The sequence below is a fragment of the Methylotenera versatilis 301 genome, from assembly GCF_000093025.1.
GTDB classification, from domain to species: Bacteria; Pseudomonadota; Gammaproteobacteria; order Burkholderiales; family Methylophilaceae; genus Methylotenera; species Methylotenera versatilis.
The window spans coordinates 165170-185569 of sequence record NC_014207.1; the positions used below are offsets into that span (position 1 = coordinate 165170).

Below are 20400 nucleotides of genomic sequence, written 5' to 3' on the forward strand. Positions count from 1 at the left end.
TTGATGGTTATCTCAGAGCTGCAAAATTTGGCTCTTCAAAGCCTTGGATGGATGTGATGCTGGGGCATAGGCGCTGCTCTAAAAACGAGCGTAACACCTTTGGTTTGCCACTATGATTTGTGTCGTAAGGGTAAGCGTGATCTGTTAGCCAAATGCATTGCCTTGATGCTAATTTAAAGCCAGTAAGCTCTTGCAACTCATCACTGCTAAGAAATAACATATTAATTACTTAACGATTCTTAAAATCGGTTTGAAAGCTTTTTTGTGCTGTATGCGAGCAGCAAAGTGGCTTTGTGGTTCGTAATCACGTTTGATCGCACGAATATGCTTGTAAAGGCGAAGAATCGCAGCCGAAGGGGTTTCGTTAGTGTGTAGGTTGAAATTAGGACGTTTTTTCATGCTGCTTTTACCTCCAATAGAGTTTCGGTGATTTTGGTTTTATTGCTGATGTGTACAACCTTGTTAGGACTTACTCTTGCTGAAATCTCAGCTAATTTAGATCCAATCTCTTTTAGTTCATCTAGCAAGCCATCATGTTGATCGCCCGCTTTGAATGCTGCTAGTTCTGCCCGCAACGGTTCGATTTCTTCACACAATTGTTTGTTTTCTTCTTTATACATAGCGTTGACCTGGTGAACTTCACGGATAAATGAGAGTTCGTCAGGTGAGAATGAAAGACTTCCGCGATTAGGGGATACTAGGCGGCCGTTGCTATCAATGAACCAGCCTTTCCAGTCTTTGTTTGATAGCCTAAAATTGGCACTTTCATAAACTACTCTTAGCAGCTCAAATGCCATAAATGGCACTTCAACTTTCCCATTTTCCCAGCTTGCTATATGGCTGATAGTTACACGCAAATAAGCGGCACATTGCTCGTGTGTCATGTTAAGCAAGTACTCACGCATGAATCTGAAATATTCAGCAGATACAGATTTTTTCTGTGACTGAATAACCCACATAGGGTGATATTCTGGAAAAGCTGTATTGATCTCAGGGTTGTTAGGTTCAATAGCTTGCATGAAATATGACCATTGAGTAGCTTTGTTTGGATAAAGCTTGTTTCTTGCGTATTTAGCCATTAGTGAAAGAACCTACTAAAATCAGGCCGTGCAAAGTCCTTAAACCAGCCTCGATAGCTTTTAGGCCGTGTTTTTAAGTCTTCAATTAAACTAAGTACAGAGTTCAATCCGCCACGTGCGGCCGCTTGTAGTACTTCAAAGCGTGCATTTGTTTCAATAACAAGTTTCCATTGGTCGCCATCAAGACGAATGACAAATTCCTCTTCTTTTTCTTTCTCAGTTTCCTGATCAACGGCTAAGTCTTCGTCTTCAACTTCATTGATGTTAAACCAATCTTTTAGGCCGTTAGTCCAGTAATTCATGCGCTTGCCTTCAAAGCACGCGCTAAATTCTTTGAATAGTTCAGCGGCTACACTGTCACCATCAGTTGCGAAGCCTAGCAATTGGAATGGCGTATAGTGAAATTCATTGCCAAACTTGCGGCCAACTTTACCCATTTTGCTATTGGCTTTTGTGACTTCGTGCGCAATTGTCCAGCCTTGCAGCTCTACAGGCTCGCGACCAAATTTGTTGACATAATCGGCTACGTAATCGCCGCCACGTATATCCATTGCACGCAACAACATGTCGTTAATTTTTGATTCGTCACCTAGTCCTGCATTAATCAATGCAACCACCCAAGCTTTGGTTAATGACTCAACGGCTGCTGTATCTGTCAGCAGTCTGTCATCATCCATGAATAACACTTCATGAGTGTGAGGATGCCAGCCATTTACACCATGTGACACTTCAAGGCTACGCACTGTACCAAGGCGTGGGTGCGTACCTTCAATGATGTTTTTTAGCGGGGTGTTCTTTTTCGACTTCAAGGCACTTGCTGCGACTGAGGTGCCAAAAATATTTTTGTAGGTACGTGAATTCTTGAATTTTTGTAGTGCTTCGGCAAACTTCTCTAGCAATTCAGATAGCGGCATGTCCGCTTCATGTGGAAATGTACTAGTGAGTAATAAGCAACTACTACCTTGAAGTAACCAATTGCTAACTGCTTTTTGCAAATCTTCACGGCGTGATTCCGTGATTTTTGCGGCACAAACAGGGCAGGACCACACGGAGCCGCATGTCATCAAGTTGCCAAAACGTGCGTTATTGCCAGATACATCACGATAAACACTCACGCCATCCGATGCTACATTGCGATGACATGAACAAACGCGGTGTTGCTTGCCACCTTCGTGATTGTACAAAAGTGTTTGTGCTGTACGTTGCAAAGTGTATTTTAATGCCTTCGCTTTAAGTTTATGGTCTTCGTTTTTTGCGCTGCTTGTGTGTAGAGATTTCGCACTAATACCAAGAAAGCGTGAAACCACTGCATTTGGTTCAGTTTGCATCATGCTGCTCTCCGTTCAAACGCAGCTGTGATGCCGATTTTGTCAGACCATGATGCAATGCGACGGCATGCCTCATGAATCGATACTTGTTGCTTGTGGCTCAGTTCATCCCATAAAAGGCCGTAGACGTGCTGGACGATCACTTGGTGTTCGTTCTCAAGTGATTGATCACCTAATGCTGCAGCACGTGCAATAAATGATCGGTCTCGCGGGGTTGCGTTGTTCCATATAGCGCGCATTGGGTTTGGCATGTAGCCTAATGCGGCTATGGCTGAGTGTTTTATGGGTGTTTGGCTAGCCATTTTTATTGGCCTTAGCTTTATTTTGCTGAGCATGTAAGGCGTAACTGATTGTTGCAATCACACCAATGACAAACAAAATTGAGGCGGTTGATGATCCGACTCTAGGCAGCATGGAAACGGGGCATTTCATGATGCGTCCTCCTCGCCGCTTGGTGTTGTATCTGGTTTTTGCTCTTCCTTGACTAAGTCGCCATTCTCTTTATGGAACAAATTTGCAAATAAGGTTGCAACCGTATCGATTTCATTATCTTCGATAGGCTTTTCAAGCACGACCAGGGGGCGGCCTTGTAAATGACGCATAAGCACGTAATTGGCTGCGAACAAACCAAACACTTGTTTTAAATATGAATCCGTTTGCTCCGACCAGTCACTAAGTAAGCCACGTTCAGCTTTCTCATTGAGCAACCCTTGGGCATCTCGATCATTTGCGGCTATTTTTTCGAGAATGCTATTGATTTGCTCGGTGTTCAGGCTTTGATCGATGGAGAGGTGTCTAACGGCTAAAAGGGTATGTTGAATACCTTCTGGCTTGGTTAGATCTGTAACTGGTGGACTTGATTCAGGCTTGGTCAGCTCTTGGCTGTTGTCTTCAAAGACTAAACCTTTGCTTTCAAAGTAATCTTTTAGCTTTGCTAGTTGCTCTGGACGGAGCTGGCGATCACCATTTCTAAATTCAGAGCAGTAGGATCGAGGTATTCCCGTTTCCTTCGCAACTTCTGAGACGTTTAAGCGAAGACGAACTAACGCTTCGTCAAATTCGGCTCTAGTTAGAGCGTACTCCTGTTTGATTGCCATGACCGTTCCTTCTGAAATAAATCAATACTTAATTGAATTGATTTATTTCAATCATAGGCGAGTGTTTTACATTATGCAAGTATTCAATGCAAATTAGTTACAAATGAGTTGATTTATTTCAGAATACTGTGATTTTACAGCTTACGAGGAGGAGGGTGGATGTCTGGATCCTTGTTATAGAAATCCTCTTCGGAAAGTAATGGGCGTAAATTACCATAGGTTGTGTATACGGATTCAGCACACTCTTCAACAAACTTAGCGAGTAAGTCTTTCATGTCTAGCTTTTCTGCATCATTGCCTACAGTCTCTAGAATTTTATTTTTAAATTCGGGCGCCATCATATTTGCCATCATCATTAATGATGATAACCGAGTGTCCCCTAGAGATTTACTTAACAGTGAGAACAAAAGACTAGATAACGAGTTTCGCTCTACTGGCGAAAGTGCAAGGATGCCGAACGCAACTCTGATTGATATCGATAAGTCATCACCTTGCAAAAAGGTTAGACTTGGAAGCAATGCTTCAGCAGGTGATTCTGAACCAAATAAAAGCCAGTTAGGTGAAATTTTCAGTGTTACACAAAGAATACTAATTTCTCTAGCACCTGGTTTATTTATGCCTCTTTCATAAAGAGATAAAACTGCACGAGAAATTCCAATACCATCATGGTCGTTTAATTTAGTTCTTTTATATAAACTCTCTTGCGAAAGGCCAAGACCATCGCGAGCATCAAATATTCTTTTGCCAATGTCACGAGCAAGCACATCAACTTTGTTTTTTTCAGATTGTTTTTTATCATCACTCATAGGTGTTTTTCGCTTACTTACATTGCTGTCATACCCTTGTCGTTATTGGTTTGACGGTGATTAACAGCATACTTTGAAAACGCTTATGTTATATCAGATAAACAATATTGCCTAACAGTCGGTTAGGCAATATTTTGTAATAGGGGGTTTTGTTTGAAAGACGGATTGTTAGCCGCCTTATTTGGTTGGAGTTAATGCAGTAAGTGTAGTTTCGACTTCACTCAAGTGTGTCAGGCATCGGATAAATGAGTCATGGTTAATGACTTTATCCAGATGGTAATCAGCAGTAACTCTAAAATCTTTCATTTTACTTGCTTGATCTGCCATAAATTTTAAATTTTTCTTATTGTCTTCGTCTCTACATTTAGTTTTAAGCCTTAAGAACAAATTCGCGTGAGTAGTCTTTTGATTATTCGGTAACTGATCTATTTCTTCTTTGGTAAAGGTGTCGCAGTAGGTATTGGCAGCCTGTTGGCAGTAATGATAAGCAGCATAATATGCTCTTCCAACCCCATTTCTTAAGCGAACTTCATTTGCAGTTTCACCAACGATTTGTCTGGCATAAGTCGCAATATCTTTTGCTGATAACACGAGAATTAGCCCATTGGATATACAGCAAATAAAAGATTGTCAGGAGTATCATTCGCTCTATTAATCATTTCTTTTGTTAATTTAGTGTCCAACACTAGTGATTCTTCGAATGAAACATTTAACATAAATCTGATTGTTAAACTAATGGAATCCTCTTCAGGGTCTTCAACTAAAGAAGGAGCTACGACAATATCTTTATAGCTCATTTCTGCTAGTATGCCTTTCCCCAAATTGATTAGTTGATTGCCATTTGCTCTTTCGACACCTACCTGATCAAAAGCTAATTGAATTGCATCAGCATTATTTATAATCAATGCATCTGTTGCTTTAACTAAATATATAGGTGTTAGCTTAGCAGTATAGTTTAACGCTGATTCATTTTGAATTAGGTGGATTGGTAATGTTGGCAACACTAAGTTTTGATTATTCAGCTCACCACCAATAGTGATTAAGCTTGCACTTGTGATTCTTTGTTGATCAACAACATTTTTATAAATGTCATAATATTTTGCAGTTTGATCTGTTGCAAAGCCATGAAATTCTAAGTTTATGCGTGTGTATGAAGCAGCTTGAGTAAACATAATGCCCTCTTTACTTTGGGAGTAAATTAATGGATCGCAAAGTTTCCTCATTTAGAACTTCTCTAAATAAAGCCTTATTTGTGGAATGCAACATTTCAAAAGTTGTTGGAAGGGTTTCAAGCACTCTGCCTTTATCACTAATAGGTAAGGCAAGCATTAATCTATGAGCAGTAATGATTTGAACAGCATGACGGTCGGGTTGTTGTGGGTAAACGCTAACATTTAAATTATTTAAAACTTGCCCCTGAGTTTTATCTGGGGTAGGGCTAAACCAACCTGAGTGATTATGCCAAAATCCACTTGCACTAAGCAGTGAAACTGGAAGTCTTGTGTTATCCGTCGAAAAAATAATATCAGATCTAAAGCCTTCTTTATTACCAGTAATGAAAAACTCATCTACATATTGAATGCCTACAACAGACACCCCAGGAACAGGACAAACGAATTCCATAAATTCGCTGAGTATACTCAATGCCTTTTCAAACACTTCTTTCCAACCAGTATATTTATGGCATGTATATACCATTTGGTTGTTTTGAATGGCGAAACTTAGCTCCAAACTTCCATCGTCAGTTACTCTTTGAAGAGTAAGCCCTTGGAGGCCAGTGGATTGATTAACATTAACGCTTTGATCATCTAGATTAATCGATATCCCTTGAGCTTCAGTTTTGATAGGGAATAACTCTTTAAGTGAATGAGAGTTTTCGTAGTAATTTAATGCAGCTTGAGCAATATCGGATGAAATATGAGCCGGCAGCTCTAATACAAAAGACGCAGCTTGCACTGCGTGAGTGCTTCTAGCTGCTATAACATGACATCCGTTTAATTCCATTATTTCACCATTATGAAGGAAATTTTCATATATGAATACTAGTACAGTATTCTTACAATAATAATACTATGAAAATAAATGCAAGAATAATCGATTAAGTGCATATATAGTGTCTACTAAATGAAATTGCTATTCAAATGAAAGCATGTATTGGCAATATGAAATGATAGCAAAATAGTAGACAATTAAAGTTAAGTTAATATTTAGTAATCAGATACATATTGGAAATATGCAATAGGGTTGTGATTCCTGTTGTCGTGGGTTCGAGCCCCATCAGCCACCCCAAATCCTTTAAGCTAATAATTTCTTTATTATCTTTATCACATCATAAATTTTCATTAAGTGTTAGTAAGTCATTAAGATTAAATTACAGAATTAAGCGGTATTCTTACGCGTCTTTATTTAATAGCACAGTCAAACTTCCTGTAGTATTCAAATTTCAATCAATAACCAAGAGTTCATTTTAGATATTCTGTGAGTTAGGTCTAAGTGAATTGAGCGCTCATTTTGAATACTATTAACACGCATTCGGTTTTAAATAAGCTGATTACACTCACAAATGAGCGCGACGTTTTGGCGCTTGAGCAATCCTTGGCAGAGGCGTTGTTTGAGTTGGTGGGCGCATCTGATGATGATAATGTTAAATCCGTTGTTATTTATCACCCTGACGACACCAGAAAGCAGCTGTTGCCGGCCATTGTTGTTGGTAAAAGCCCTGAGCAAGATAACTCCTCATTATCGTTTAAGCAATTGCTGATTGATTGTTTTAAATCAGGTGAATACTGCATATATGAGCAAGAGTGTGCCTCTCCCATTAGGCTGTACCCAGTTAAGAATGCAAAAGATCATACAGTTGCAATTATTGCGATAGAGGCAATGGTTTGTGGCTCTCACCTGCATGAAGTGATTAATTTGCTGTTAAAAATATATCAAAATTTCACGGGGCTTATTAACGATAATGAGCGCGACACTCTAACTGGTCTACTTAATCGTAAAACTTTTGATTTTAGAATCAATAAGATTTTGGTGCAGATGCAAGAAGCCGCTAAGCTCCAGAGCGATAAAGCTGATCAAGTGTATTTTTTAGCGATTTTTGATATTGACCATTTTAAGCGGGTGAACGATGAGTTTGGTCATTTGATTGGTGATGAGGTCTTGCTTTTATTTTCTCAGTTAATGACGCAAACTTTCAGAAGCAATGATCCAATCTTTCGCTTTGGTGGTGAGGAGTTCGTAGGTGTATTTGAGTGCTCAAGCCATGATGATATTCCCAATATTCTCAATCGATTTAGAGAAAAAGTGGGCCAGTTTAACTTTCCTCAGGTTGGCAAAGTGACCGTGAGTGCAGGTTATACCGAGATTTTTACATATGGTCTACCGAGTCAGTTAATTGATCACGCGGATTTAGCACTTTACTTTGCAAAAAACAACGGGCGAAACAGGATCTGCTTTTATGAGCAGCTGATAGCCGATGGTGACTTGCAGGAAAATAAAAAAGAAGGTGATATAGAGCTCTTTTAATCTAAGTTTTAATGATTAAGGGTTTGCTTGTGTCCACATAGCCTAGCGTTGCTTATCTGCGATGTCCTAAGATCTAATCCCATCAACTAAAATGTTAACATTCATATGGCAAAATAATTGATACATATGGCCTTTCAGGCTATAGTGGTATTGATTGTTGAAGTTGTTAAATTTTATGTAAAGGTCTAAATTGATGGCGGCACTTCGTCCAGTGTTAATGATTATTGATGATGATCCTTTAATTACGGATACACTGCACTTCGTGCTGAGTAAGCACTTTGAAGTGTGTGTCGCAGAGTCGTATGCACAGCTAAAAAGTTTACTTCAGCAGCAAGATAGTATGCCAGCCTTGGCATTGGTTGATTTGGGTCTGCCTCCATCACCACACACGCCTGAAGAGGGCTTTAAAGTTATAAGCGCGTTGCTCGCGCATTCTCCTACAATTAAAATTCATGTACTTTCCGGTCAAAGTGACGATGCTAACGTCAAGCGTGCGTTGACTTTAGGTGCGGTAGATTTTATTGCTAAACCTTGCGATGTAGAAAAACTCAAAGACATGTTGCTTCAGTCGCTCAAGGTGCAAGATGTTGAGCTTAATGAGGTTAAGGCTGAACTAGAATTCGATGGTTTATTGGGTGATAGTCTGCCTATGCAAGCATTGCGCATGCAAATTACACAATTTGCTGATTCACCTTTTCCTGTATTAATTGAGGGTGAATCTGGCAGTGGTAAAGAGCTGGTGGCAGGTAGTTTTCATCACGCGAGTAAACGAGTGCTGCATCCATATTTGTCTGTTAACTGCGCTGCAATTTCACCATTGTTGGCTGAATCTATATTGTTTGGGCATACAAAAGGCGCGTTTACTGGCGCTATCGCTGCGCATGCGGGCTATTTTGAAGATGCTAGCGAGGGTACGCTTTTCTTAGATGAAATTGGCGAATTGCCTTTAGAGTTGCAGGCCAAATTGCTGCGCGTGCTTGAAAATGGTGAGTATCAACGTATTGGTGAAACGCAAACGCGTAAAAGTCAGGCGCGTATTGTTGCCGCAACTAACCGTGACCTACGTGCAGAAGTTCGTGCGGGTAAATTCAGATCTGATTTATATCATCGCTTGAGTGTATTTGCCGTGCATGTGCCGCCTGTAAGAGATTTGGGTGATGATAAGCATTTGCTGCGTGAACATTTCACTCAATTTTATGCACAACAGATAGGTCAGGCGCCATTTGTATTAGATGAAGCTGCGCAAGCGCGTTGGCTGGATTATAAATTCCCAGGTAATGTGCGTGAGCTCAGAAACATCGTGATTCGCTTAATCGCGAAATATTCTGGTAAAACGCTTAATGCGACGCAATTGGTTGCCGAGTTTGATTTATCTGAGCCGGAGTCATCCGGCTCGAGCGGTGAGCCATTAAATATTAACGATGCTGCAGGCATGACAGCGCAAGCGCAGCGCCATTTGCAGCGTCAAGCCAATGTGAGTTTAGACTCGGTACTTAAGAGCTGGGAGCGCGCTTATATTGAAGCGGCAATGCAAATGACGCATGGCAATTTAAGCCAAGCGGCGAAGTTGCTCAATGTGAATCGCACAACGCTGTATAGCCGTATGAGCACCACTGACGAAAACTAGAACATACCAACGGAAACAATTTGTATTACCCACACTTTGGCTTAAAAGAGCCGCCATTCAAAATCACCCCGAATACGGATTTTTTCTTCTCGGGCGGTAATCGTGGCGCAGTGTTAGATGCACTGGTTTATGCCATCACCAACGGCGAAGGCATCATCAAAGTAGTCGGCGAAGTCGGCAGCGGCAAAACGATGCTTTGTCGCATGTTGCAAACCATACTGCCAGAGAAAGTTGAGAGCGTTTATTTAGCTAACCCAAGTGTGGCGCCAGAAGATGTGTTGCATGCAATTGCTTTTGAGCTGCAACTCAAAGTGCCTAAGAATGCGGATCGCTTAAAAGTGATGCAGTTGCTGCAGGCACATTTGCTCAATCGCCATGCTGAGGGTCGGCAAGTGGTGATTTTTGTCGAAGAAGCGCAAGGTATGCCACTGGCGACGCTAGAGGAAATCCGGCTGCTATCCAACTTAGAAACCAAGCAAGATAAGCTGCTGCAAATCGTGTTATTTGGACAGCCAGAGCTTGATGTCAACCTGAGTGAGGCACATATTCGCCAGTTACGCGAACGCATTACTCATAGCTTTCATTTAGAGCCTTTGGGTACTAAAGATATAGGCGAGTACCTGATTTTGCGGCTACGTGCAGCTGGGTATCATGGACCGCATCTATTTTCTGCTGCGGCGATTAAAAAGCTTTCAGCCGCGGCAGAGGGTTTGGCGCGACGTGTCAATATCTTGGCAGATAAATCATTATTAGCCGCTTATGCGGACAATGTTTATCAGGTCACACCAAAACATGTGAAAGCAGCCATTCAAGACAGCGAGTTTGGCCGTAAAACAACCAACTACAAACAATACTTTATAGGTGCAAGTTTGTTGATAGGCCTTTTGGCAATAGTGATGTGCTATGCATGGTGGCAATATCAACATCAGGCAAAAGCTCCAGCAGCCAATAATATAGTGACTGCTGTTCAGCCCCAAAAAGCAAAAATTGAAGCACCAGTGGCTGCTGTTAGTCCGCCTGCGATGACTAATGCAGCGTCGTCGGGTACAACCTCTGCAGTTATCGAGGCGCCCACCACGGCGACAGCTTCAAGTTCAACGGCCTCCACACATGTCATTCAGCCAGTCAGCAATAATCAAACAGTAACTGCGCCAGTTTCGCCAACTACAACAGCGTCAACTCCCGCACCAGCCGCACCCGTAAATATAGTTGAAACCAAAAATTTGGTAGACAAGCGTTTAGAGGTCACTAAAAGTCATTTGTTAAACGCTCCGCCCAGTACGATTACATTGCAAATTAAGTCGCTACCAACAGATGCAAAGCTAAAGGGTGAGCAAAAGAAAGATGATCAATTAAAAGCGGAGCTGGATAGAATTAGCCAGCAATTAGAGATAGATAATATTTATTTATATCGAAAAATCCAAAATGGTGAAACATATACTGTGATTTTGTATGGTGAATTTGCCGAGCGCAGCGAAGCGCTAGCCGCACTTAAAAATCTGCCAACACCAATAAAAAATAGCAAGCCTTACTTACGCACTTTTGCCGGTATTAATAAAGATATTGATCAAATGCAATAAATACAGCACGTAACTTATTGTAAACATTTAATATTCTGTTCATATTTCTTGCTTTTTTTGAGTTATTATGCAAAATATACAAAAGAATGTAATTTAAGCAATAAGCTGGGGGTGGGACTGTGCTAAACAACAAACAAATATTAGGGCATTTATGCATGATGCTTGTTTTAGGCATGTCTGCATGCGCGCACCAGTCTAAAATCACCCCTTCAAATGGCCATATTGACGGACAAAATACTACCAAGCATCAAGCTGAAGTGCAATCAGGTTCAAATAACACTGTAGACGGCAAACCAGTAACAGCCAATATCCCTAAACCTGTTACCAATAATACCTATCTGCCCCCACCAAAACCAAAGGCTAAAGCACAGCTTTACAGCATCGTTGTTTACGATACGCCCGTTAAAGAAGTGCTATTCGCCATTGCACGTGATAGCAAACTTAATATTGATATTCACCCTTCAATACAAGGTAGAGTCACTCTGAATGCCGTAGATCAAACCTTACCTGCCATATTGGAGCGTTTATCTAAGCAGGTGGATTTGACGTACAAGCTTCAGAATGATGTATTAACAATTACACCAGATCAGCCCGTATTGCGCTCTTACAAAATTGACTATGTGAATATGTCACGTGATACGACAGGTTTTATTGGTGCAGACGGTCAAATTTCAAGTACTTCACAAATTTCAGGCGCTAGTGGGACAGCAAGCAGTAGCGCAGGCAATGGCGCAAATAACAGCTCACGCACTTCAGTGACTAGTGAGTCTAAAAGTCATTTTTGGGAAACTTTGGAAAAAAATCTAAAAGATATATTGGCTGAAACAGATAAAGAGGTGCTTATTACTCGATCTGGCAATACAAGTAAGTCGAACGAAAAAGCAAAAGCAGGTGTTTCTAGTAAAACTTCAGATACTGATACAGCTAATTCTGCAGAGGCAAAGCGTGAAAAAGAAGAGGATAGGAACGAATACAAAACACTGTTTGCTGGCACTGTAATTGTAAATCGTGAGGCTGGAATCATTAACGTAAGAGCTACTAATAAACAGCACGAAAAAATACAAGAGTTTATTGATAAGGTTATGGGGAGTGCTAAAAAACAGGTGCTTATCGAGGCAACGATTGTTGAGGTTACATTAAATGATGGGTATAAGGCGGGGATTGACTGGAGCCGTTTAGGTAGTTTGGGTAGTGCGGGCTTTGTATTTAAACAAGCGTTAGGCCCTCAGTTGGGTGCGGTTAATAGTGCTGCAAATGTAACACTTAGCTCTTCTGGAATCATCGCGGGATATACAAACGGCAACCGTGGAATTTTAAGTTCGGTTCAATTATTAGAGCAGTTTGGAAACACTAAGGTTTTGTCTAGTCCAAAGCTTATGGTTCTAAATAATCAAACTGCGGTTCTTAAAGTGGTTGATAATTTAGTTTATTTTACGGTTCAGTCACAGATATCGCAGTCAGCCAGTGGAGTTGCAGGTACAAATTTGCAATCTGTTACAACTACGCCAAATACGGTGCCTGTAGGGGTTGTAATGAGCGTTACACCGCAAATTAACGATACTGGAAATGTGAATATTAATGTAAGGCCGACAATCACCAGTCTTATTAGATACGTGCCAGACCCAAATCCTCAAATTCAAAAAAGTCCAGACTTTCAAGGAATTCCTGAAATAAGAACTCGTGAGATGGAGTCTTTACTTCAAATCAGCAGCGGTAACATTGCGGTGCTTGGAGGGTTGATGCAAGATGAAATCAAAAACAGCACAGAGGCAGTGCCAGGCTTGAGTAAGGTTCCTGGTGTAGGTAAGGTTTTTCAAGGTAAAAACGACTCAAATCAAAAAACTGAATTAGTTATTTTTTTACGTCCTACGGTAATCCCAAATGCAAGTCTAGAGAGTGATGAACTGGCTCACTACAAACAGTATTTACCGACTCAAGCGCTTGAGAGAGCTTCAGAAGCTGAAGCCGAAAATGAAAGGTAAACTTTTATATGAGTTTACTCATTAAAGCATTAGATCATTTAGAAAAAAATAAGCAGGCGGATAAAGACAAAAAGCAAACGGGTGCGTACGTGGCTGATGAGGCTTTATCACTTGAGCTGGTGCCTATCGATGCTAAAGCGCAGGAGGCTGAGTTTGCTGAGCAAGTTCCAGTAGTTGATGTCTCCGAAGCAACTGTAAAAACAGTGAATTCGCCGCTAGACCAGAACCTATCCTTAGAGGAGGAGGCGGGGCTAACGGGCGCATCCTTCTCGGCTAATCAATACGCTAAGCCTAAATCTGCGGCTAAAGCTTCGAATAAATCAGCAGTAGAAGCAAAGCCATTACAAAGCTCTACACCAGAGACTTTGCCGCCTGCGCGTGTTAAAAGTAAGGCAGCGGTTGCTAGTTCAACACCTGCTTTGCAAATGGTCAATGATGAATTGAACCAAAAGGCAGCAGCTAAGGTATTTGTTGCAAATAAAGAAGTCAAAGCACCTAGTTCAAAATTTGCATTAATGAGCTTGGGTGTGGTGGGTGCATTGTTGGTTCTGTTGGGCTTGCAGGGGTACGACTATATTAAAGACCTAACCAAACCAGATGTTATTGTACTGAAACCTAGCACGCCACCATCACAAGTCGCAGTGATAGCACCACCGCCGACGATTGCCCCAATGCCAACCGAAGTCACAACCGCCCCTTCAGAGGCTCCCGTACAAGTGAGTCAAGCTGTAAATCAAGCGAATGACGCCGCTAATGTTGATAATAAAGCAGGTACCGAGGCTTTTAGAAATAAAACATTAGAAAAGCATGATGCTGTTGAAGATGTCATTGAGGCCGAGCCGAAAAAGCCGTCAATTAAAAACGTTAACAAAAATAATGAAGCGGTCTATGCTGCCGCAGATGCAAGCTACGCAGAGCCAATCGGTAATAAGAAACAAAAGCCACTCACACTGATTAGCAAGGTGCAGTCGCAGGGCGTAGACCCAACGCTACTTGCAGCGTACCAAGCTTTCATGCGTGGTGAGGATGCAAATGCACAGCAGCAGTATAGACAAGTGTTGCAACGCGATGTGCGTAATGTGGATGCTTTGCTTGGCATGGCGGCGATTGCGCAACGACAAGGACGTGATGCGGATGCGCAAGGTTGGTATCAAAAAGTGTTAGAAATAGAGCCTAGAAACAGCATTGCGCAAACGGCTATTGTTAGCCCGCAAGCAAATACGGATGCAGCTGGCGCAGAAAGCCGTATTAAAAGTATGATTGCGCAACAGCCTGAAGGCGCAAACTTGCATGCAGCTTTAGGTAATTTATACGCCGAGCAAAGCCAGTGGCCTTCTGCACAAGAGGCCTATTTTAATGCTAGCCGTTTGGCGCCAAATAATGCCGATTATGCATTTAATTTAGCAATTAGTTTAGACCAAATGGGTAAGTCTAGTCTGGCTTTAAAACAGTACCAACGCGCTTTGGATTTACTGAATAAATCAGGTGGCAATAGCCCAGACAGAGCGCAGTTAGAGGCGAGAATTCGCGAACTTCAATAATGAATATTCATAAAAACATGGCATTTTTAGAATACAAGGCATCAGGTTTAAACAATGGTTGAGCAAAGACGTAAACCTCGCTTAGGTGAGCTAATGGTTCAGCAGGGCTTGATCAGCCCTGATCAGTTGCGCATCGCGCTTACTGAGCAAGAGCATAGTGATTTGCCATTAGGTCGGCAGTTGGTGCTATTGGGTTTTGTCACAGAGATTATGGTGCGCGATGTTGTCGCTGACACTATTGGTTTCGAGAGTATCGACTTGTCTACCATAGTGGCGGATGTAGACGCACTGAACTTAGTGCCACAAGACTTTTCTCGCCGCTATCATTTACTGCCAGTGGCTTATGAAGCTGCCACTAAAACTTTGGTCGTGGCTATGGCCGACATGTTCAACGTGGTGGCGTTGGATCAGCTCCGTGCCATGCTGGGTGGTCGCATTCAAATTCGCCCATTACTCGCAGCTGAAGCGCAGCTGGAAGAGTACATCGACCATTTTTATGGTTACGAATTATCTGTTGATGGCATTTTGCATGAAATTGAAACAGGCGAAATTGATTACAACAGCTTAAGTGCTGGTGGCGATGAATACACGCAGCCAGTAGTACGCTTAGTTGGCGCGTTATTGATGGATGCAGTTAAGCGCGGCGCATCAGATATTCACTTTGAACCTGAATATGCATTTTTGCGCATACGTTACAGAATCGACGGCGTGCTTCACCAAGTGCGTAGTTTGCATAAAAGCTATTGGGGTGGCGTAGTTGTTAGGCTAAAAGTGCTCAGTGGACTAGATATTGCAGAGACACGTGCGCCGCAAGATGGCCGCTTGAGCATGAATTTATGCGGTCGCCCGATTGATTTTCGGGTGTCTAGTCACCCTACAATCAATGGTGAAAATATCGTACTGCGTGTGCTGGATAGAGAAAAATCTATCATTCCGATGGAGCGTATGGGTTTGCGCCCCAATACGCTAGAAGAGCTACGCATCATGATGACGCGCCCAGAAGGCATTGTGATTGTGACAGGGCCTACAGGTAGTGGTAAAACGACTACGCTTTACTCACTGCTGTCATATCGCAATACTGAAGCTGTAAATATCATGACCTTGGAAGACCCCGTAGAATATCCTGTTTCTATGATGCGCCAAACCTCGGTCGCTGAAGTCAATAAAGTCGATTTCGCTAATGGTATTCGCTCAATTATGCGCCAAGACCCAGACATTATTCTGGTCGGTGAGGTGCGCGATGAGGATACCGCGACCATGGCTTTTCGTGCGGCAATGACTGGTCACCAGGTGTTTACTACTTTGCATACCAATTCTGCTTTAGGCGTTTTCCCAAGGCTATCAGATATAGGCATTTTGCCTGACATCATGGCCGGCAATATTATCGGCGTGGTGGCGCAGCGCTTGGTGCGGGTGCTTTGCCCACACTGCAAAGAGCCGCATGAGCTGGATGACCTGCAGCGCAAAATTATGCGCTTAAAACCAAGCGACAAGCCAAAGATATTCAAGCCAAAAGGCTGTAAGCAATGCAATCAAACGGGCTATCGCGGACGTATGGCGATTATTGAATTACTGCGTATCGATAGTGATATGGATTCGTTAATTTCACGCCGTGCGCATTTGGATGAGCTGCAAAAAATGGCGATGGATAAGGGTTTTGTCACTTTGGCAGAAGATGGCGTGCGCCGCATTATAGAAGGCTACACCAGCTTGGCTGAAGTCATGCGCGTGATTGATTTAACCAACCGCTTAAACTCATAAGTCTAATGCCGTCATTTAATTACAAAGCGATAGATCAATTAGGTCGTCCCGCGATGGGGCAGATCGATGCGCTCAATGAAGTGGATTTAGAAATTCGTCTTGAACGCATGGGTTTGGATTTAATCACCTATCGCACAGTCGCAAAATCGACAAGTTTGTTGAATAGCAGCAAGGTCAGTAATCAAGATTTAGTCATGTTTTGCTTTCAAATTGAGCAGTTAAGTAGCGCAGGTGTACCGCTACTAGAGTGTTTAACTGATTTACGAGAAAGTAGCAATAATCCCTATTTTCAAAAGGTGCTAGGCGCCATCAGTGCAGAAGTTGAAGGCGGGAAAATGCTTTCACAAGCCTTGGCTGAGCACCCCAATGTTTTTACCGAAGTGTTTGTTAGCTTGGTGAGTGCTGGTGAGCAAACTGGCCAACTACCAGTAGTATTTAATAACTTGTTCAATACCTTGCGCTGGCAAGATGAGTTGATGTCACAAACTAAAAAATTATTAGCTTATCCAGCTTTTGTCGCGGTTGTGGTGTTTGGCGCAGTCGCTTTTTTAATGAGTTACCTAGTGCCGCAGATGGCATCATTTTTGAAGAATATGGGGCAAGAATTGCCCATGAACACTAAGTTTTTGATTGCATTATCAGATGCTTTTGTGAACTATTGGTGGTTAATGATTGGGCTGCCAGTGCTGGTCTTGATTACCTTGGCGAGCATCATTAAAACTAATCCAATTGCGCGTTATCGGTTTGATATGATCAAGCTACAACTGCCTTATACAGGGCCAATCTTAAACAAAATTATCATGGCGCGCTTCGCGCGTTATTTTGCTTTGATGTATCAAACCGGTATTCCAATTTTAGATGCGATTAAAATTTGTGAGAAAATCGTAGGTAACCGCGTGGTGGCAGACGCGCTCAGCCGTGTACATGCGCAAATCAGCTCAGGTGAAACTATGTCTGAAAGCTTTCGAAATGCAGGGCTGTTTCCGCAGCTAGTGGTGCGCATGATTAAAGTGGGCGAAAATACGGGTGCATTAGATAAATCATTACTGAACATTAGCTATTTTTATGATCGCGATGTGAATGACTCCATGGATAAACTACTCAAAATGATAGAGCCAGCACTCACCGTTTTTCTAGGCTTAATTCTCGGCTTTATTATGTATTCAGTATTGGGTCCAGTTTACGATTCATTCAGCAAACTAAAAATATAAATAATGAGTAATCGCCCCCATAAATTAGTTCTCTGCGCCACATCAAACAGCTTGCTTGCTGGGCTATGGCGTGCGGGTAAATTACAAGGTAGCCAAGCGTTTAATAATGATGAAGCGGGACATGCAGCGTTTGCTGAGTTTCTAAAGCAATACATCAGCATTCCCATGTACTTAATGGCAGACGCAGTAGAGGAAGATTACCGCCTAGAGAGCGTACCACATACAACAGGTGCAGCGAAAAAAGAGCTAGTAAACCGTAAGCTTAATCAGTTTTATCGCGGCTTAGATTATCGTACCGCGCACTTTGTGAATCGTGAGACTGACAAACGCAAAGATGATAAATATCTCTTTGTTGCACTAAATAATGCTGACTTTTTACAGGCATGGGTCAATCTCATTCGAGAGGCTAGAGTGCAATTAGTGGGTATTTACTTGTTGCCTATGCTTAGCCAAGTATTAGTCAGGCAGTTAAAGTTAATGGCACCGCATATTTTGTTATGCGAAAAGTTATCTTCAGGATTACGTCAAACCTATTTGCATAACGGACGACTTCGTATGAGTCGGCTTGTGCCCAACGTACCAAGCGCGGCAAATCAATTAGGTTATTTTTATCTGGTAGAGACAGAGAAAACACGACTTTATTTAATTAGCCAACGCTTTATTACCCGTGAAACACCGCTGAACTTAGTGCTAGCAAGTTTAGATGGCTCTACGCAACATATCAGTCAAGGCATTAGCCAAGAGCAGGGTATTGAATGCTCTGATATTAATTTAAGCCAAATCACCAAAAGCCTTAACTTACCTACAAAACTGATAGAGCAAATGCCAGAGTTATTACATATGCATTTGTTGGCTAGCGGGCATGTGGTCGATAATCTTGCTTCTGAGGCGCTGACGAAAGAGTATGACTTTAGTAAGTTAAAACAGAATATCAAGCTGGCCGCATTGGTGCTTGGGGTGTTGGGAATCTTTGCCGCAGGTGGAATGTTAATGCAGGGTTTGAATTATCAATCTGCCTTGAAAGAAGCGACGCAAGATACCGTATTGCAACAACGTCGTTATGAAGAAGCTGCTAAAAACTTTCCAGTGACTACTATCGGTGCGGAAGACTTAAAAGCCGCAGTCGAGTTAGATAAAACCATCTCACTTTATCCAAAATCACCACGGCGCATGATGCAAGTTGTGAGCGGGGCGCTAGAGCAAGTGCCAGAAGTGCAGTTAGACCGATTGCATTGGGCGCTTACTAACGATATGAATAGTAAAGATGACGATAAACTCATCAGCGTGCCCATTACTAATACGCCTACTAACGCTGCATTTACCGCAGATGCCACAAAGCTATATGAGCTTGCCTATGTGACGGCAGAAATCTCTGGGTTTACTGGAGATTACCGCAGCGCACTAAACAGCGTGAACAAGTTCGTAGAAAAGCTCAATCTTGATCAAAACGTAGCCGCAGTAGAAGTACTACAAGAGCCAGTGAATGTGAGTTCTTTTGTAAACCTGCAAGGCAGCACGACAGATGAACAAGCCGCACAAACACAACCTGCTTTATTCAAGCTAAAAGTGATACTAAAAGTGCCTGAAGCCGCTTCAAATGTAGCAATAGCTGCGGCTGGAGTGAAGACGCCATGAAACTAGAAAAGCAAGATTGGCAAAGGCTGCAAGTCACCATTACATTACTTGTAGTGGTTGTGATTGCGGTTGTCGCGTTATTTGCATTAGCGCAAAAGTTCACTAGCGAACAAGAAAAAGCCATGCAGCAACAGCAAAATCTGCTTACTTCAGCACGACAGCGCTATCAGTCATCAGGCATAGAAAAGCAAATAATGACCGAATATTTACCGCAATACCAAGCACTGATTAACAAAGGCTTGGTTGGCGAAGAGCGCAGGTTAGAGTGGGTGGATGAGCTACGCAAGCAGCATCAGCTGAATAAATTATTTAGCATCAAATACAGCATAGGCTTGCAAGAGCCCTACAAACCAAGCTTTGTAAGTAACCTTGGCGGATTTGTATTGAATCGATCTATCATGACGCTAGACCTTGATATGTTGCATGAGGAAGATATACTGCAATTAACGGAAGCGTTAAGTAAAAAGAATGAAGAGGTTTTTATGCTACGCGATTGTGAAATTACCCGATTAAATGCAGGCGGCGCGCTAAGCAACCAACTCATTGCCAACCTACATGCAAAATGTGAGTTAGATTGGCTCACGCTACGCGAACCTGCACCCATTCAAACGACGACACCTTAATGCGCATTCACCAGCTATCATACAAAATATTCACAAGCTTATTGATAGGCCTGTGTATCACTTTGTTGTCGCTGCAATCACACGCTGAAGCTACAATTGAAAACGGTCAACAACTCGGTAGATTGTTTAGCAAACCCAATGAGCGCAGCAACCTCAATGTGATAAGGCAAAATCAAAAACTGAAGATCACTCCCGCAGCAGATGCACAACAATCAGCCGTGATAACAGAAGCTGTACCAATTGAGCTACCAGACCCTATTACGCTACAAGGCTATGTTAAACGTAATGATGGCGGGGCAAATACGCTATGGATTAACGGCCAAGCCGTGCAAGAAAACAGCAGTGTAGATCATGTGAAAATTGGCAAACTTAATCAAAGGGGCTTTTCAAACAAAGGCGCAAGCACTGAAGGCGTAGATGTAAAAATACCGGCAAATGGCAAACAAATACGCCTAAAAGCTGGTCAAATGTACGAGCCTGAAAGCAATAAAGTTTACGAAATGCAAGTTGTGGAAAAAGCGAAGAGGTTGAATTTAGAGCGAAGTGGTGTGATAGATGGTGGTGATGCATCTAACAAAAGCATTTCAGATAGCAACGCTGAGTAG

General features: G+C 42.2%; 21 protein-coding genes. 10 read left to right on the top strand and 11 right to left on the bottom strand.

The window, feature by feature from the left end; translation table 11 throughout:
* Nucleotides 1-7: 7 nt before the first annotated feature.
* The 11 genes from M301_RS00700 to M301_RS00740 form a co-directional block, all read right to left on the bottom strand.
* Nucleotides 8-220: a DUF4224 domain-containing protein gene (locus M301_RS00700; protein ID WP_013146834.1), complete on the bottom strand. Its 213-nt coding sequence runs from the start codon at nucleotides 218-220 to the stop codon at nucleotides 8-10.
* Between the two features lie 5 nt (nucleotides 221-225).
* A complete protein-coding gene (locus M301_RS14565) occupies nucleotides 226-399 on the bottom strand; it encodes a hypothetical protein (protein ID WP_013146835.1) in 174 nt (57 codons plus the stop codon).
* The gene (locus tag M301_RS00705; protein WP_013146836.1) at nucleotides 396-1079 is read right to left on the bottom strand and encodes a DUF3653 domain-containing protein; all 684 of its coding nucleotides are present in this window, start codon (nucleotides 1077-1079) and stop codon (nucleotides 396-398) included. The genes M301_RS14565 and M301_RS00705 overlap by 4 nt, the downstream gene beginning before the upstream one ends.
* Entirely contained in the window at nucleotides 1079-2410 is a 1332-nt protein-coding gene (locus M301_RS00710; RefSeq protein WP_013146837.1) for a hypothetical protein, read from the bottom strand. Before M301_RS00710 ends, M301_RS00705 begins: the two co-directional genes overlap by 1 nt.
* On the bottom strand, nucleotides 2407-2709 hold the full coding sequence (locus tag M301_RS00715) for a hypothetical protein (RefSeq protein ID WP_013146838.1): 303 nt from the start codon (nucleotides 2707-2709) through the stop codon (nucleotides 2407-2409). The genes M301_RS00710 and M301_RS00715 overlap by 4 nt, the downstream gene beginning before the upstream one ends.
* Nucleotides 2702-2839 carry a hypothetical protein gene (locus tag M301_RS14570; RefSeq protein ID WP_013146839.1) on the bottom strand — a complete coding sequence of 46 codons (138 nt, stop codon included), beginning with the start codon at nucleotides 2837-2839 and terminating at the stop codon, nucleotides 2702-2704. The genes M301_RS00715 and M301_RS14570 overlap by 8 nt, the downstream gene beginning before the upstream one ends.
* Nucleotides 2836-3504, bottom strand: a complete 669-nt coding sequence (locus M301_RS00720; RefSeq protein ID WP_013146840.1) for a helix-turn-helix domain-containing protein — start codon at nucleotides 3502-3504, stop codon at nucleotides 2836-2838. The genes M301_RS14570 and M301_RS00720 overlap by 4 nt, the downstream gene beginning before the upstream one ends.
* Nucleotides 3505-3638: 134 nt before the next feature.
* Complete coding sequence (locus tag M301_RS00725) at nucleotides 3639-4310, bottom strand: helix-turn-helix domain-containing protein (RefSeq protein WP_013146841.1); 672 nt, start codon at nucleotides 4308-4310, stop codon at nucleotides 3639-3641.
* Nucleotides 4311-4487: 177 nt separating this feature from the next.
* Entirely contained in the window at nucleotides 4488-4901 is a 414-nt protein-coding gene (locus tag M301_RS00730) for a hypothetical protein (RefSeq protein ID WP_013146842.1), read from the bottom strand.
* 5 nt (nucleotides 4902-4906) lie between these two features.
* Nucleotides 4907-5482 (bottom strand): hypothetical protein, encoded by a 576-nt coding sequence (locus tag M301_RS00735; RefSeq protein WP_013146843.1) that lies wholly within the window; start codon nucleotides 5480-5482, stop codon nucleotides 4907-4909.
* Nucleotides 5483-5492: 10 nt separating this feature from the next.
* Nucleotides 5493-6314 (bottom strand): TIGR04255 family protein, encoded by an 822-nt coding sequence (locus M301_RS00740; RefSeq protein ID WP_013146844.1) that lies wholly within the window; start codon nucleotides 6312-6314, stop codon nucleotides 5493-5495.
* Nucleotides 6315-6821: 507 nt separating this feature from the next.
* On the opposite strand from M301_RS00740, the gene M301_RS00745 reads away from it, so the two are divergent.
* The 10 genes from M301_RS00745 (at nucleotide 6822) to M301_RS00790 (ending at nucleotide 20400) form a co-directional block, all read left to right on the top strand.
* Entirely contained in the window at nucleotides 6822-7835 is a 1014-nt protein-coding gene (locus M301_RS00745; RefSeq protein ID WP_013146845.1) for a GGDEF domain-containing protein, read from the top strand.
* A gap of 193 nt (nucleotides 7836-8028) precedes the next feature.
* Entirely contained in the window at nucleotides 8029-9462 is a 1434-nt protein-coding gene (locus M301_RS00750) for a sigma-54-dependent transcriptional regulator (RefSeq protein WP_013146846.1), read from the top strand.
* A 20-nt stretch (nucleotides 9463-9482) separates the two neighbouring features.
* A complete protein-coding gene (locus M301_RS00755; protein ID WP_013146847.1) occupies nucleotides 9483-11042 on the top strand; it encodes an AAA family ATPase in 1560 nt (519 codons plus the stop codon).
* 155 nt (nucleotides 11043-11197) lie between these two features.
* Nucleotides 11198-13024, top strand: a complete 1827-nt coding sequence (gene mshL / locus M301_RS00760; RefSeq protein ID WP_013146848.1) for a pilus (MSHA type) biogenesis protein MshL — start codon at nucleotides 11198-11200, stop codon at nucleotides 13022-13024.
* 8 nt (nucleotides 13025-13032) lie between these two features.
* Nucleotides 13033-14565, top strand: coding sequence for a tetratricopeptide repeat protein (locus M301_RS00765; RefSeq protein WP_013146849.1), 1533 nt, complete (start codon nucleotides 13033-13035; stop codon nucleotides 14563-14565).
* 54 nt (nucleotides 14566-14619) lie between these two features.
* A complete protein-coding gene (locus tag M301_RS00770) occupies nucleotides 14620-16326 on the top strand; it encodes a GspE/PulE family protein (protein WP_013146850.1) in 1707 nt (568 codons plus the stop codon).
* A 5-nt stretch (nucleotides 16327-16331) separates the two neighbouring features.
* The gene (locus M301_RS00775) at nucleotides 16332-17537 is read left to right on the top strand and encodes a type II secretion system F family protein (protein WP_013146851.1); all 1206 of its coding nucleotides are present in this window, start codon (nucleotides 16332-16334) and stop codon (nucleotides 17535-17537) included.
* A gap of 3 nt (nucleotides 17538-17540) precedes the next feature.
* Entirely contained in the window at nucleotides 17541-19172 is a 1632-nt protein-coding gene (locus M301_RS00780; RefSeq protein ID WP_013146852.1) for a hypothetical protein, read from the top strand.
* Complete coding sequence (locus tag M301_RS00785; protein WP_013146853.1) at nucleotides 19169-19795, top strand: hypothetical protein; 627 nt, start codon at nucleotides 19169-19171, stop codon at nucleotides 19793-19795. The genes M301_RS00780 and M301_RS00785 overlap by 4 nt, the downstream gene beginning before the upstream one ends.
* Nucleotides 19747-20400: a hypothetical protein gene (locus tag M301_RS00790; protein ID WP_238524648.1), complete on the top strand. Its 654-nt coding sequence runs from the start codon at nucleotides 19747-19749 to the stop codon at nucleotides 20398-20400. Before M301_RS00785 ends, M301_RS00790 begins: the two co-directional genes overlap by 49 nt.

What these genes read in the sequence shown, in the direction of transcription:
- M301_RS00700 (WP_013146834.1), bottom strand. Translation starts at nt 220, where the DNA reads ATGTTATTTCTTAGCAGTGATGAGTTGCAAGAGCTTACTGGCTTTAAA.
- M301_RS14565 (WP_013146835.1), bottom strand. Translation starts at nt 399, where the DNA reads ATGAAAAAACGTCCTAATTTCAACCTACACACTAACGAAACCCCTTCG.
- M301_RS00705 (WP_013146836.1), bottom strand. Translation starts at nt 1,079, where the DNA reads ATGGCTAAATACGCAAGAAACAAGCTTTATCCAAACAAAGCTACTCAA.
- M301_RS00710 (WP_013146837.1), bottom strand. Translation starts at nt 2,410, where the DNA reads ATGATGCAAACTGAACCAAATGCAGTGGTTTCACGCTTTCTTGGTATT.
- M301_RS00715 (WP_013146838.1), bottom strand. Translation starts at nt 2,709, where the DNA reads ATGGCTAGCCAAACACCCATAAAACACTCAGCCATAGCCGCATTAGGC.
- M301_RS14570 (WP_013146839.1), bottom strand. Translation starts at nt 2,839, where the DNA reads ATGAAATGCCCCGTTTCCATGCTGCCTAGAGTCGGATCATCAACCGCC.
- M301_RS00720 (WP_013146840.1), bottom strand. Translation starts at nt 3,504, where the DNA reads ATGGCAATCAAACAGGAGTACGCTCTAACTAGAGCCGAATTTGACGAA.
- M301_RS00725 (WP_013146841.1), bottom strand. Translation starts at nt 4,310, where the DNA reads ATGAGTGATGATAAAAAACAATCTGAAAAAAACAAAGTTGATGTGCTT.
- M301_RS00735 (WP_013146843.1), bottom strand. Translation starts at nt 5,482, where the DNA reads ATGTTTACTCAAGCTGCTTCATACACACGCATAAACTTAGAATTTCAT.
- M301_RS00740 (WP_013146844.1), bottom strand. Translation starts at nt 6,314, where the DNA reads ATGGAATTAAACGGATGTCATGTTATAGCAGCTAGAAGCACTCACGCA.
- M301_RS00750 (WP_013146846.1), top strand. Translation starts at nt 8,029, where the DNA reads ATGGCGGCACTTCGTCCAGTGTTAATGATTATTGATGATGATCCTTTA.
- mshL (WP_013146848.1), top strand. Translation starts at nt 11,198, where the DNA reads ATGATGCTTGTTTTAGGCATGTCTGCATGCGCGCACCAGTCTAAAATC.
- M301_RS00765 (WP_013146849.1), top strand. Translation starts at nt 13,033, where the DNA reads ATGAGTTTACTCATTAAAGCATTAGATCATTTAGAAAAAAATAAGCAG.
- M301_RS00770 (WP_013146850.1), top strand. Translation starts at nt 14,620, where the DNA reads ATGGTTGAGCAAAGACGTAAACCTCGCTTAGGTGAGCTAATGGTTCAG.
- M301_RS00775 (WP_013146851.1), top strand. Translation starts at nt 16,332, where the DNA reads ATGCCGTCATTTAATTACAAAGCGATAGATCAATTAGGTCGTCCCGCG.
- M301_RS00780 (WP_013146852.1), top strand. Translation starts at nt 17,541, where the DNA reads ATGAGTAATCGCCCCCATAAATTAGTTCTCTGCGCCACATCAAACAGC.
- M301_RS00785 (WP_013146853.1), top strand. Translation starts at nt 19,169, where the DNA reads ATGAAACTAGAAAAGCAAGATTGGCAAAGGCTGCAAGTCACCATTACA.